11 protein-coding genes and 1 tRNA gene are annotated in these 13474 nt (G+C 73.7%); 8 read left to right on the top strand and 4 right to left on the bottom strand.

The window, feature by feature from the left end; translation table 11 throughout:
* The first annotated feature begins 67 nt into the window (after nt 1-67).
* From QT196_RS14675 to QT196_RS14700, 6 genes are all read left to right on the top strand, one after another.
* Nucleotides 68-1324 carry a hypothetical protein gene (locus QT196_RS14675; protein ID WP_266731183.1) on the top strand — a complete coding sequence of 419 codons (1257 nt, stop codon included), beginning with the start codon at nt 68-70 and terminating at the stop codon, nt 1322-1324.
* Nucleotides 1315-2859, top strand: a complete 1545-nt coding sequence (locus QT196_RS14680; protein ID WP_290355042.1) for a hypothetical protein — start codon at nt 1315-1317, stop codon at nt 2857-2859. Before QT196_RS14675 ends, QT196_RS14680 begins: the two co-directional genes overlap by 10 nt.
* Before the next feature lie 40 nt (nt 2860-2899).
* Nucleotides 2900-4285: an AAA domain-containing protein gene (locus QT196_RS14685; RefSeq protein WP_266731187.1), complete on the top strand. Its 1386-nt coding sequence runs from the start codon at nt 2900-2902 to the stop codon at nt 4283-4285.
* A gap of 104 nt (nt 4286-4389) precedes the next feature.
* Complete coding sequence (locus tag QT196_RS14690) at nt 4390-4773, top strand: hypothetical protein (RefSeq protein ID WP_211117353.1); 384 nt, start codon at nt 4390-4392, stop codon at nt 4771-4773.
* Nucleotides 4774-4956: 183 nt separating this feature from the next.
* Complete coding sequence (locus tag QT196_RS14695) at nt 4957-5592, top strand: bifunctional DNA primase/polymerase (protein WP_290355043.1); 636 nt, start codon at nt 4957-4959, stop codon at nt 5590-5592.
* A 56-nt stretch (nt 5593-5648) separates the two neighbouring features.
* A tRNA-Lys gene (locus tag QT196_RS14700) sits at nt 5649-5722 on the top strand.
* 59 nt (nt 5723-5781) lie between these two features.
* Here QT196_RS14700 and QT196_RS14705 read toward each other — a convergent pair.
* Nucleotides 5782-7023 (bottom strand): M6 family metalloprotease domain-containing protein, encoded by a 1242-nt coding sequence (locus QT196_RS14705; RefSeq protein WP_266731191.1) that lies wholly within the window; start codon nt 7021-7023, stop codon nt 5782-5784.
* A gap of 359 nt (nt 7024-7382) precedes the next feature.
* Between QT196_RS14705 and QT196_RS14710 the strand changes: the two genes are divergently transcribed.
* Nucleotides 7383-9197, top strand: coding sequence for an EAL domain-containing protein (locus QT196_RS14710; protein WP_290355044.1), 1815 nt, complete (start codon nt 7383-7385; stop codon nt 9195-9197).
* A 12-nt stretch (nt 9198-9209) separates the two neighbouring features.
* Here the strand turns inward: QT196_RS14710 and QT196_RS14715 are convergent, their stop codons facing one another.
* From QT196_RS14715 to QT196_RS14725, 3 genes are all read right to left on the bottom strand, one after another.
* Nucleotides 9210-10334, bottom strand: a complete 1125-nt coding sequence (locus tag QT196_RS14715; protein WP_211117354.1) for an LLM class flavin-dependent oxidoreductase — start codon at nt 10332-10334, stop codon at nt 9210-9212.
* A gap of 145 nt (nt 10335-10479) precedes the next feature.
* Entirely contained in the window at nt 10480-11205 is a 726-nt protein-coding gene (locus QT196_RS14720; protein ID WP_290355045.1) for a decarboxylase, read from the bottom strand.
* 146 nt (nt 11206-11351) lie between these two features.
* Nucleotides 11352-12263 carry a decarboxylase gene (locus QT196_RS14725; RefSeq protein ID WP_168479243.1) on the bottom strand — a complete coding sequence of 304 codons (912 nt, stop codon included), beginning with the start codon at nt 12261-12263 and terminating at the stop codon, nt 11352-11354.
* Nucleotides 12264-12473: 210 nt separating this feature from the next.
* Between QT196_RS14725 and QT196_RS14730 the strand changes: the two genes are divergently transcribed.
* Nucleotides 12474-13439 carry a D-2-hydroxyacid dehydrogenase gene (locus QT196_RS14730; RefSeq protein WP_168479244.1) on the top strand — a complete coding sequence of 322 codons (966 nt, stop codon included), beginning with the start codon at nt 12474-12476 and terminating at the stop codon, nt 13437-13439.
* The last annotated feature ends 35 nt before the right edge of the window (nt 13440-13474 follow it).

Genomic DNA, 13474 nt, shown 5'->3' on the forward strand with positions numbered 1-13474 from the left:
CATCCGGCGGTGGCCGGCCGGCGGGCGAGCGCCCCGCATGTCGGTGCCGGATGCGAGACTTCCGCGGGTGAACGTTTCGCGCGACAGTCGATCCGCGTCGGCCGCCCCTGCGGCGGAGCAGCCGACGGCAACGCCGAGCCTGCGACAGAGGCTCGCCGAGCTGCGCGGCCCCGGCGTCCGCCCCCGCTCGCTCGACGCCCGCGCGCTCGCCGCGCTGGCCGCCAACCCCGGCTGCCGGCGCCGCGCGCTGCTGGACGGCGCGGGCATCGACAAGGGCGCGCTGGCCCAGGCGCTGGGCTCCCCGGCGGCGTACGGCCGGTCCCAGTTCGCGATCGTCCGCGGCAATGCCTTCGAGGCCCGGGTGAAGGCCGACGGCGGCACGGAGCTGCTGCGGCTGCTGCACGAGCGGCTGGCGCCCGGCACCCCGCCGCCCGTGCCGGAGGAGGTCGCCACCCCCGAGCTGTCCGCGGCCGGGCCGGAGGGCCGGGCGGCGCGTACGGCGCTGGCGCTGCGGGAGGCGACGGCGGCCGGCGGCTGGGCGCTGCTCGACCATCCGATGCTGGTCGTCGAGGTGGCCGGTTCGCCGGCCTATGTGGAGCCGGACGCGGTGGTGGTGCATCCGGACGGCAGCTGGACGGTCGTCGAGATCAAGTCCTTCCCGATGATCGACGGTTCGGCGGACGCCGCCAAGGTGGGCGCCGCCGCGCGTCAGGCGGCCGTGTACGCACTGGCCCTGGAGCCGGTCGCCGGTCATGTCGCCGCGCACACCGGCCGCGCGGTCCGGGTCCGCGACCGGGTGCTGCTGGTGTGCCCGAAGGACTTCTCCAACCTCGCCACGGCCGCCGTCGTCGACGTCCGCAAGCAGCTGGCCACGACCCGGCGGCAGCTGTCCCGGCTCACCCGGGTCGAGGAGATCGCCGCGGCCCTCCCCCCGGAGACCACCTTCGATCTGCGGCTGGCGGACGACGGGAAGACGGCGACCCGCAGGCCCGCGGAGCTGGCCGAGGCCGTCGAGGTGGTCGGCGCGGCCTACGCCCCCGAGTGCCTGGCCGCGTGCGAGCTTGCCTTCCACTGCCGCACGCGGTCCCGTGAGGACGGCGGGGTGGAGGCGCTGGGGCGCGGCGTCCGGGGCGAGTTGGGCGGGCTGCGCACCATCGAGGAGGTGCTGGCGGCGGCCCGTCCCCAGGAGCCGGAGCCACCCGCCGACGACGGGCCGGACGACCCGGCCGTCGTCGCGCTGCGGCGGGCCGCCGCGCTGCGGGACGCGGCGCTGGCCCGCCCCACCGTGCCGGGACCGCGAGCGGAGGAGCCGGGATGTCACTGATCGAGACGCTGGCCCGGATGGAGGCGGTGGCGGCGGGCCGCGCCCAGACGCGGTGCACGGTCCGGCACCGCCATCTGTCCGAACGCCCGCTGGTGTTCGTGCCGTTGACCACCGCGGGCGAGGCCGGTGCCCCACTGGGCGCGCTGGTCGGCACGGACCGCGAGAAGCCTGCCCTGCTGGCCGTGCCGCAGCCGCGCGACCGCGATCTCCGGTTCGCCTTCCTCGCCGAGCTGGCGGAGACGGTGCTGCCGTATGTGGACGGCTTCGCGGACACCATCGAATGGGAGGAGCGCAAGGAGACCGACCCGGAGACCGGCAAGAAGGTCCCGGTGCAGGTCGAACTGTGCGCGGACGCCCCGCAGTTGATCGTGCCGAGCGCCGCCGGTATCGAGTTCGTCCGGCTGCTGGGCCGCTCGATGCGGTTCCGGCGGACGGCCGAGCAGGAGCCCGAGGCGCCGTATCCCGCGCCTCCGCATGTCCCGCTGCTGGGCCGCTGGCTGACCCACCTGGGCGAGCGGGCGCGGGTCCCGGGCGCGAGCCTGCTGCTGCCCATGACGGGCCTGCTGACCCGCCATTGGGCGACGGGCCAGAGCGTGCTGGAGGACCAGCACCTGGGCGCGCTGCTCTCCTGGATCGACCCGCCGCCGGGGATGTCGGGCCGGGCGGCGGCCGAGTACGCGGAGTCGGCGCGGGACGCGGACGGGCAGCTGCGGTGCCCGCCGGCCGGTCCGGCCACCGACCCGGCGTTCGACAACCGGCTGCTCGCCCCCGCGATGGCCCGCTACGACGCCGGGCTGCCGGGCGCCGAGGAGGCGCTCCGCACCCTCGTCGAGGGGCAGCTGCGGCCGACCTGGGACGCCGTCTGGCAGGGCATCGACCTGCTGCGGACGCTTCCCGCGGGCGCCCGGGTCCCCGACCGCTGGAAGCGCGACCGCTGGTCGTACACCGCCCACCGGGACCGGATCCGCGCCGGGGAGCCCCCGCAGCCCAAGCAGGACGACGCGGTCACCGCGGCGCAGAAGCTGTCCGCGCGGGAGACCGCCCAGGCCCAACTGGACGCCCAGGAAGCCCTGGACGACCCGTTGGTGATGGCCGGGCGACGGCTGGCCGGCGAGGCGTTCCAGGGCACGGTCACCGCCGTCGAGATGGCCTTCTCCGAGGGCAAGCGGCCGATGCCCCGCCCGCTGGTCACGCTCCGGACCGCCGACCGGCCGCAGCTGTCCGGGGGCGGCAAGCTCTACCGCCCCCTGGCGGACGGCAGGACACAGACCGCCGAATACGTGGCGGCCGGGGAGCCGGGCGCCCTGGTGGTCCGGCTGACCGGCGGGATGGGGCGCGGGAAGACGCCGGAGCCCGGTTCGGTGCCGGAGCCGGACGACGCGGTGTGCTGGACGCTGTTCGAGCACGCCCCGCGCGGCGGCCCGGAGCTCCCGGACCCCGAGGACACCCCGTGGACCCATGGCGGCCCGCCGCCCGGCGCCGCGGACCTGCCGCACCCCGCCCCCGACCCCGTGACAGCGGAGGACTTCCTGTGACCCGCGCCCGGCCCTCGACCGCACTGGAGAACGCTCCCGTATGACGGCCCTTCAGGATCCGCACCCCAGCACGGACGGTCCCTTCGACCCCGCCGCCGCGGCCGCCGCGGCGACCGACGCGATCCTGCGGGACACCCTGCACGGCACCCGGCGCGGTGTGGTCGTGGACTCCCCGCCCGGCGCCGGCAAGTCCACCCTCGTGGTGCGGGCGGCCCGCGAACTGGCCGCCGCCGGACGCCCGTTGATGGTGGTCGCGCAGACCAACGCCCAGGTCGACGATCTGGTGCTGCGGCTCGCCGAGAAGGATCCGCAGCTGCCGGTCGGCCGGCTGCACAGCAGTGAGCCCGGCGCGTTCGACCCGGCGCTGGCCGAGCTGCCCGCGGTCCGTACGTCCGCGAAGATCGCCGATCTGGCCGGGCTGGACATCGTGGTCTCGACGGCCGCGAAATGGGCGTACACCAAGGTCGCCGAGCCATGGCGGCACGCCATCGTGGACGAGGCCTATCAGATGCGCTCCGATGCGCTGCTGAGCGTCGCCGGGCTCTTCGAGCGGGCGCTGTTCGTCGGCGACCCGGGCCAGCTGGACCCCTTCAGCGTGGTCGGCGCGGAGCAGTGGGCGGGGCTGGCCTACGACCCGTCGTCCAGCGCGGTCTCCACCCTCCTGGCGCACAACCCCGACCTGCCGCAGCACCGGCTGCCGGTCTCCTGGCGGCTGCCCGCCTCGGCGGCACCGCTGGTCTCCGCCGCGTTCTATCCGTACACCCCGTTCCGCAGCGGCACCGGCCACGGCGACCGCCGGCTGGCGTTCGGGGTGCCGGGCGATGGCTCGGGCGTGGACCGGGTGCTGGACGAGGCCGCCGAGTCCGGCTGGGGCCTGCTGGAGCTTCCTGCCCGCCATACGCCGCGTACGGACCCGGAGGCGGTCCGCGCGGTGGCCCATGTCGTGCGCCGGCTCCTCGACCGCGGCGGCGCCACGACCAGCGAGGCGCACGGGGCCGCGGAGGGGGCCGCGCCCGCCCCGGCACCGCTGACCGCCGGCCGGATCGCGGTCGGCACCGCCCACCGTGACCAGGCGGCGGCCGTCCGCGCCGCGCTCGCCGAGCTGGGGGTGACCGGCGTCGCGGTGGACACCGCCAACCGTCTCCAGGGCCGCGAGTTCGATGTCACGGTCGTCCTGCATCCGCTGTCCGGCCGGCCCGACGCCACCGCCTTCCATCTGGAGACCGGCCGGCTGTGTGTGCTCGCCTCCCGCCACCGGCACGCCTGCATCGTGGTGTGCCGCGCGGGCGTCGCCGACCTGCTGGACGAACACCCCGCGACCGAGCCGGTCCAGCTCGGCGTCACGGTCAAGTTCCCGGACGGCTGGGAAGCCAACCACGCCGTCCTCGCCCATCTCGCGGAACACCGGGTGGCCTGGCGCCCTTAGCGGGGTCACCCGGACGGCCCCGCGCCGTGCGTACGGCCACTCCCCGGGGCCCACTTGCGCGCAGCGGGACAATGGAATGCGGCACACGATCTGGAGGTAGGTACATGTCCGAGCCGCGACCGGCTCCCGACCCGCGTGGTACGGCGCCCGGACCACGGCGGATGAAGCCCGCGCAGCTGCTTTTCGAGCCGCCCGAGGCCGTCGCCGACCCCGAGCACTTCTTCGGCCTGGAGTCGATGGAGGACCCGCACGAGCTGCTCGGCCGCGCCACGGAGCTGACCCTGGCCTTCCGCGCCGCCGCCGACCGCGCCACGGAGTTCCAGGCGCTGGCCGCCGCCCAGCTGTCCGACCCCAGCCGGTTCGACCGGCTGCCGCTGGCCACGCTCGCCGAGCAGGCGGAGTGGACCGAGGACTACGCGCAGAAGATGATCGAGTTCGGCCGCAGCCTGATGCGCAGCGGCGGCACCCTGCCGGGCGACATGGACTGACCGCACCGGCCCCGACGGCCCCCGGGAACCCACCCGTCCGACCCGCCTCACCAGCGGCCCATGGTCCATGACCATGGGCCGCTGGCATATGCAAGGGGGGAAAGATACCGGCTCCCCCACCGTCCCGTCCCGTTTTCCGCCAATCCGCCAAGTACCGTGTGCCGGCTGGGTAGACCTGTTCCCATGAGCGACTGGCTGCCTGAGACCCCCCGCACCCTGGCCTTTCCGACCGCGGCTTATGTCACCCTCGCGGGCGCCGACTGGCTCGCCTCGGCCAGCCCCCACCCGGACGAGATGCACGCCCTGTGGGCCACCCGGCCCGCCGCGCCCAGCGCACTGCCCTGCGGCACCGCCTTCGACGTGATCAACGCCCCGGCGCTCTTCGGGCGGCGCATGGTGGACCGCTTATGGTCCACCGGCCCCGGCTCGGGGCCGGTGGCGGCGCACCGCGGCCGCATCCTGCTGTTCGCCGCCCCGGGCACGGCCCAGCGGCTGCCGGCGCTGCTCGTCTGGGAGGAGTGGGCCACCGCCGTCCCGCCGCTGCTGTGCCACGGCAGCGGTGACGCGGTCACCATCCCGCCGCTGCACCCCCGCCGGAGCCCCGCCGTGGACCGGACCGCGGGCCCCGGCGCCCCGGCCGGCGAGGATCCGGCCGGCCCGTCCGCCTCCCGCTGGCTGGTGGCACCCGATGTCCGCAACCCCTGGCTGCCCGGCCCCGACGTACTGCTCTGGGCCTGTGTCCGCGCGGCCCGCTCGATGGCCGGCCCGGCGCCTGAAGCCGCAGCTCAGCACCCTGTTTCGCTGCTGACCGCGGGCTGAGGCAAACCGATTTTTGTCCTCCCCGACCATGATGCTAATGTTTTCCCCGTCAGCAGGCGCCGCTAGCTCAGTTGGTTAGAGCAGCTGACTCTTAATCAGCGGGTCCGGGGTTCGAGTCCCTGGCGGCGCACAGACAGTCGAAGGCCTCCACTCCGGTGGGGGCCTTCGTCGTTGCGGCGTACGGCCCGGTCAGCCGCGGTTCACCTTCACGGCCCAGTCCCCGTCGGCCGTCCGGCCCTCCACCTGGATGCGGACGCCGTCCTCGGCGTCGTCCAGGCTCTCCCCCACGCCCAGCGGCGCGTCCGCGAGCGGCGGATAGACCGAGGTACCCCAGCAGGCCGAGGTGGCCGGATGCCCGTCGAGCACCTGCACGGGGCCCGATCCGGAGGCCGTCCGGCTGCGTACGCGGTAGACCAGGACGCCCTCGGTGCACAGGGCGCGGTCATTGCCCCTGGCACCGCGTGCCTCGATGGCGAGTGCGCTGTCGGGGCCCGTACGGACCACCAGCAGCCGCGGGCGGCGCTGGGCGCGGGGCTCCTTGGGGGCGGACAGCGGCCGCAGGGAGTGCATGGCGGGCCCGGCCGGATCGACGCAGTCCACCTGGCTGTCGGCGATCCAGCCGAGCTTCCACTTGTGCCAGGCGAACGGGTCCGGGGCCAGTCCGAACTGGCTTCCCATGAGGTCCCAGTCGCCGACGTAGGTGTCCCAGTCGCCCTTGCCGTCCTCCGGCCGGTGATAGAGGTCCGGCAGGTCGAAGACGTGCCCGGTCTCGTGGGCGAGGACGTTGCGGTCCGGCGTGCTCTGCTCGAAGACGGTGACGAACCGGCGCAGATCGTGGTCGTCGGCGTGCATCGGGCGGTCGAGGTTGACGACCTTGGTGGCGTCCGAGTCGACGCCGGGGGCGTCCGGGTCGGCGACGAAATAGACCACGTCGTAGCGGCTGAAGTCGATGGTCGGGTCGGCGGCGGTGACCGCGTCGCGCAGGTAGGACGAGCGCCGGGCGGCGTCCCAGTCGCGCCGTATCCCGTAGGCGGCGGACGGGCGCGGCATCCGCACCCAGTGGCGGTGGATGTGCGGGCGCAGCCGGAACTTCCCGTAGGAGGCGCGCTCGAAGAAGCCGGAGGTGGCGGGGAAGTAGGCGCGGGACAGCTGCTGCGGCGCCGAGAGGGGCCGGGCGTCCGGGAAGGACAGATAGATCATGACGGCGTTGAGCGGGCGGTCCGGGCGCGGATAGGACCCGTTCCAGCTGTCGACGCCCTCGGAGTGGTGCGCGTCGGTGCGTCCCAGGGCGCACGGGAGCACGGCCTCGGAGGCGGTGGCGGGCCCGGCGACGATGGAGGTCGCGATGAGGGCGCTCAGAGAGGTGACGACGGCCGCGACGCGCCGCAGGCTGCGGCGCTCCACCCCGTCGAGTGTCTGGGCGCGCGGCACACATACCTCCAGGGACGGATTCGGAGACCTCATCTACCCTGTGGCGATTTAATGCTATTCGTCCTGTTTTGAAGGCCCGGACGAGTGACCGGCGCGTCTTGGCCCTCCCGTAACGGAAAGTCACAAACGACCAAGGGGGCATTCCGTACGAACAGAGCCGGGCAGAAATGGCTGAAGTTCCGTCACGCGGGCGGGCGATCACGGCTGCGTCGCTGGATCGGCCGTCGTGCCAGCCTCTATGATCGCCACACTTTCCAGCGCGAGACCCCCCTCCATCACGAGACAGCGCCATGCGGGAGCGAGCAGTGAGCGGACACCCCGACAGCCCGGGCCGCATGCCCGGAGCGACGCTCCCCTCAGTGACGGAGCGTGAGGATGCGGCCAAAGAATCCACCGAGGCCCGGCCGGCCCCGAGCGGACCCGGCGACGACACCGCCGCCTCGCTCGGCGACTACCGCGCCACCTTCTACGCGGCGCGGGTGGCAATGGCCGTCCTCAACCGCGACGGCCTGGTCCTCGCCGCCAACCCGGCCTTCGGCGAGCTGGTCGGCACCGACCCGGCCGAGCTGGTCGCCGCCACCGCGGCCGACCTCACCGACCTCGGCGCCGACCCGCGGGTGTGGACCGCCTACCGCGAGGTGCTGTGCGGCCGCAGCGACCGGATGCGCTGCACCCGCCGCCTCAAACACCCCGAAGGGCACTCCGTCTGGCTGGAGGTGACCGTCGAGCCGCTCACCCCGGAGCCGCTCAGCGGTGAGGAGCGGATGCTGCTGTCGGTGGCGGACATCAGCGACCGGCACGACCTGCTGGCCCGGCTGCGGCATCTCCAGATGCACGATCCGGTGACCCGGCTGCCCAACCGGGCGCTGTTCTTCGAGCGGCTCGCCGCCGCCCTGGAGACCGCCTCCTTCGCCCCGTCCGGCACCGGTCGCATCGGGCTCTGCTACCTCGACCTGGACGGCTTCAAGGCCGTCAACGACACCCTCGGGCACCGCGTCGGCGACCGGCTGCTGAGCGCGGTGGCGCAGCGGCTGACGCGCTGCGCGGAGGCGGCGGAGGACCGCGGGCCGGGCCGCGGCGGGCACCTGGTCGCCCGGCTCGGCGGTGACGAGTTCGCTCTTTTGGTGGAGGACTCCACCGGCACCGACCAGCTCGCCGAGCTGGCCCAGAGTGTGCTGGACGCGCTGCAGCGCCCGTTCGACCTGGCCGGGCAGCGGCTGTCGGTCTCGGCGAGCATCGGCGTCGTGGAGCGGACCGCCACCGGCACCACCGCGACCGGACTGATGCAGGCCGCGGACACCACGCTGTACTGGGCCAAGGAGGACGGCAAGGCCCGCTGGACGCTCTTCGACCCGGAGCGCAACGCCCACCGGATGACCCGGCAGGCGCTCTCCAGCACCCTGCGCCCGGCCGTGGACCGCGGCGAATTCACCCTGGAGTACCAGCCGCTGGTCGGGCTGGGCGACGGCCGCGCGCAAGGCGTCGAGGCGCTGGTGCGCTGGCGGCATCCGCAGTTCGGGACGCTGTCGCCGAATCGGTTCATCGCCCTGGCGGAGGAGAACGGCGCGATCGTCGAGCTGGGCCGCTGGGTCCTGGAGCGGGCCTGCTATCAGGCGCGCGCCTGGCAGCTGGCCCACCCCGGCGAGCCGCTGTTCGTCAGCGTCAATGTGGCCGTACGTCAGGTGTGGGACTCCGACCTGGTCGCCGATGTCGCCGGGATCCTCGCCGAGACCGGGCTGCCGCCGGAGCTGCTCCAGCTGGAGCTGACCGAGTCGGCGGTGATGGGCTCGGCCGGCCGCCCGCTCCAGGCCCTCCAGGCGCTGAGCGACATGGGCGTACGGATCGCCATCGACGACTTCGGCACCGGCTACTCCAACCTCGCCTACCTCAGCCGTCTCCCGGTGTCCGTACTGAAGCTGGACGGGTCCTTCGTCCGCGGCTTCCGCTCGCAGGAGCATCCCAACCCGGCGGACGAGATGATCGTGGAGGCGCTGGTGGCGCTGGCGCACCGGCTCGGCCTCACGGTCACCGCCGAGTGCGTGGAGAGCGCCGAGCAGGCCGAACGGCTCCGCCGGATCGGCTGCGACACCGGCCAGGGCTGGCTCTACTCCCGCCCCGTCGCCCCCGACCGCGTCGAGGCCCTCCTCGACGCGGGCCGGCACACGGGGGCCTGAGGGGGCCAGGCCCTACCCCGGCAGGCCGTACGCGTCCGCGATCAGCTCGTACGAGTGCAGCCGGGCCGGGCCGCCGTGTGCGTTGGCGGTGATCATCAGCTCGTCGGCGCCGGTGCGCTTGGCGAGGTCGTCCAGGCCCTGGCGGACGGCGTCCGGGGTGCCGTGGATGACATTGCCGAGCCAGCTGTCGACGAAGCCCCGCTCCAACTCGTTGAAGCGGTACGCCTCGGCCTCCTCGGGGCTCGGGACCAGACCGGGGCGGCCGGTGCGCAGCCGGACCATGGACAGCGCGCCGGTCATCACCTGGCGGCGGGCCTCCTGCTCCGTATCGGCGGCCAGCGCCGCGACCCCGATCAGGGCGTACGGCTCCGCCAGCGTCTCGGAGGGGCGGAAGGAGGCGCGGTAGAGGTCCAGCGCGGGGAGGGTGTTGGCCGCGGAGAAGTGGTGCGCGAAGGCGAACGGCAGGCCGAGGGAGCCGGCCAGCCGGGCGCTGAAGCCGGAGGAGCCCAGCAGCCACAGGGGCGGGCGGTGCGGGTCCTGGACCCCGCCCGGCGAGGTGGCCTGGACCGGGCCGGGGACCGCGTGGATCTTGGCGTACGGATGGCCGTCGGGGAAGGAGTCGTCCAGGAAGCGGGTCAACTCGGCCAGCTGCTGCGGAAATTCGTCCGCGCCCTCGTGCAGCCGCTCGGTGCGTCGCAGCGCGGCCGCGGTGGCGCCGTCGGTGCCCGGTGCGCGGCCCAGGCCCAGGTCGACCCGGCCGGGGGCCATCGCCTCCAGGGTGCCGAACTGCTCGGCGATCACCAGCGGGGCGTGGTTGGGCAGCATGACGCCGCCGGAGCCGAGGCGGATGCGCTCGGTGTGGGCGGCGAGGTGGGCGAGCAGGACCGCGGGCGAGGACGAGGCGACGCCGGGCATGGAGTGGTGCTCGGCGACCCAGTAGCGGTGGAAGCCGCGGCGTTCGGCCGTACGGGCGATGTCGACGGCCGTGCGCACCGCGCGGGAGGCGGTGCTGCCGGCTCCGACCGTCACCAGGTCGAGTACCGACAGCGGGACGGGTGCGGTGCCCCGGGCGGTGCCCCGTATCCCGTCGCCGGCCGTCTCGCCGCCGGCCCGGATCTCCTCGTCTTCGCCGCTCACGGTGCGGTTCCTCCTCGCGTCGGTGGTCTGCGAGGAGGGTAACCGGAGACGTTCTCCACTTATTCCCGGGTCAGATGCCCGGCACCGCACCGCGGTCGGCGGGGCACCGGGCCTCCCTCGTCCGGGCCCCTCGGCCGAGCGCCTCCTAGGAGTGCGCGGTCCGCGAGAAGAGGGTGCCGAGCGCCGGACAGCTGATCGTCCGGTCGAGCAGCCGGAGCCCCTCCCAGGCCGTCACCTGATTGGCGGTGAGCACCGGCTTGCGCAGCTCCGCTTCGAGGGCCAGCAGATGTTCGGCGGTGTGCAGCGCCGTATCGGGCAGCAGCACCACCTCGGCGTCCGGATGGTCACCGGCGCGGGCCAGCGCCAGTACCTCCTCGACGCCCCAGGTCCCGACCTCGGCGGCGGTGATGATGCCGCTGCCGCGGGTCGAGACGACCTCCGCCCCGGCGGACTTCAGGAAGGCGTGGAAACGCTCGGCCACGTCGTCGGGGTAGGTGGCGGCGATCGCGACCCGCCGGGCGCCGAGCGCCTGGACGGCATGGGCGAAGGCGAACGACGTACTGGAGGCGGGCAGACCGGCGGTGGCGGACAGCTCCCTGACCTGAACGCGCGCGCCCTCCCAGCCGAAGACGAAGCTGGCGCTCGTACAGGCCCAGACGACGGCCTCGGCGCCGCGCTCCTTGAGCTCGTCGACGCCGGCCGCCAGCCGCCCGGCGGAACCCATCTCCAGCAGCGCGTCGACGCGGTGGGCGTCCTCGCCGATGTCGGTGTGGACCAGCGGCAGGCGGACCGTGCCGCCCAGGAGCGCTTCGAGCCGGGGGTAGTCGTCCTCCGCGGAGTGGCCGGGGTAGAGGAAGCCGACCGATGCCATGCAGTTCTCCCTTGCGTGTACGGCTGCGGGGGTGTGCGTGGGCGCGGGTGCGCTCACGGGTGGTGCGGTGACGCGGGCAAGGAGCGCTGCCGGCGAACGGGACGACGCCGGCAGCATCCGGGGTGGGGGTCGGGTTCGGACCGGCCTCAAACCGGGGGCAGACCACCCGTGTCCTCGGGCGGATACGGCGGCGGATCAAGGCCGTCGAGGGGCTCCCCCTCCGGTGGGGCGGGGGGCCCGGCGAAGGCCGCCTCGGGGGTCGGCCCCGGCACACCGTCCGCGGGTCCGCCCGCCGATCCGGTCATCGCGGCCGGACCGCGCCGCGCCACCGGGTCGAGCAGCGCCTGGTACGGGCCCACCGCCTGGGCCCCGATGGCGCGCAGTGCGGCCCACATCGTGACCTGGTTGGCGGACAGCACCGGCATCCGCAGCTCGGCCTCCAGCTGCGGGATGACGTCGTACGTCGGCAGGTTCGTACAGCTGATGAAGAGGGCATCGGTGGCGCCGACGACGGCCGCGCGGGCCATGTCGACGACATCGCGGTACGGCACTTTCCAGATGTGCCGGGTCAGCCCGAGGTAGGCCCGGCCGGTGACCGTGATGCCGGCCTCACCGAGAAAGTCCTCCAGGGAGTCGGTGACCGATTTCGTATAGGGCGTGACCACGGCGATGCGCCGCGCGCCGATCTCGCGCAGCGCTTCGATCAGTGCGCCCGAGGTGGTGAGGGAGGGAACCTCCCCCGCCTGGACCATGGCGGCACACATGGCCCGCTCCCCCGCCACACCCCCGACAAAGCTGCCGGAGGTGCAGGCATAGGAGATGACCTGCGGAGATACCGCGCACAGAGCCTGGACGGCAGCGTCCAGCGTTTCGTGCTCGCTCACCATTCGGGCCAGGTCGAGGCTGACCTCGACGGGCACAAAAGGGGTGCGGGTGAGGTGGAGGGACACGTCGTCGGGCACCCAGCGCCAGAGCTCTCGGTCGAGCGCGAAGTCGAAGGGAGCGACGACACCCACGCCGAGCTGCGGCTGTGGGCCACCCAGAAAAGAGACGTCCATGAAGGCCCCTAGAAGAAACGAAGGGCTGGAATGGCCAGGCCAGTGGCCGGAGGATGAGGTGCAACCGGATCAAGCCGGGACGTCGGTACAGAGCCGTTGTTGACACGGTAGATACGACTTCCTAGCGTGGTCAATCCTCGCATCTCAGGCATCTGTCGGCGCCCCTTTTTTCAGTGAAAGGGGCTCACGTTTCAGAACGGTTTCTGGCCTATGTCCGAACGCACCGTCCTCGTCCTCGGATCCGACCCGCCGCCGAAGCTGGACCGGCTCACCGGCCGGGCTCGGGTGATCTTCACCGATGAGGACTCGCTCGCCGACCGACTGCCCACCGCCGACGTACTGTTGGCCTGGGACTTCACTTCCGATGCGATCCGCAGAGCCTGGCCGGAGAAGGGCCCCAGGCCCGGCTGGGTGCACACCGCGAGCGCCGGTGTGGATCAGCTCCTGTGCCCGGCACTGGTCGCCGACGACACCCTGGTGACCAACGCCCGCGGGGTCTTCGAGCAGCCGATCGCAGAGTACGTCGCCGGCCTGGTGATCGCCATGGCCAAGGACTTCTACGGAAGTTGGGAGCTCCAGCGGCAGCGGCGCTGGCAGCACCGCGAGACCCTGCGGCTGGCCGGCAGCCGGGCCGTCGTGGTGGGCTCCGGGCCGATCGGCCGGGCCATCGGCAGCACCCTCCTGGCACTGGGTGTCAAGGTCGATCTGGTCGGCCGCCGGGCGCGCCCGGATGATCCGCGGTTCGGCCTCGTACACGCGAGTGACGCGCTGAACGACCTGCTGACCCAGGCGGATTGGGTGATCTGCGCGGCGCCCCTGACCGAGGCCACCCGCGGCCTCTTCGACACGGCGGCGTTCGCCAGGATGCCGCCGCGGGCCCGGTTCATCAACGTCGGACGCGGCCCGCTGGTGGTCGAGGACGCGCTGATCGCGGCGCTGCGCGAGTGGCGGATCGCGGCGGCGGCGCTGGACGTCTTCGAGGAGGAGCCGCTCACCCCGGACAACCCCCTGTGGGACGTCCCGCATCTGATCGTCTCGCCCCACATGAGCGGCGACACCCTGGGCTGGCGGGACGCCCTCGCCGAGCAGTTCCAGGACAACTTCGATCGGTGGTCGGCGGGCGAGCCGCTGGACAACCTCGTCGACAAGCGGCTCGGGTACGTGCCGGTGCAGTGACGGGGCCGGCTGCCGGGCCCCGGCGCGGCAGCCGC

Origin of the sequence: Streptomyces sp. P9-2B-2, from assembly GCF_030406865.1 — a bacterium.
GTDB lineage: Bacteria > Actinomycetota > Actinomycetes > Streptomycetales > Streptomycetaceae > Streptomyces > Streptomyces platensis.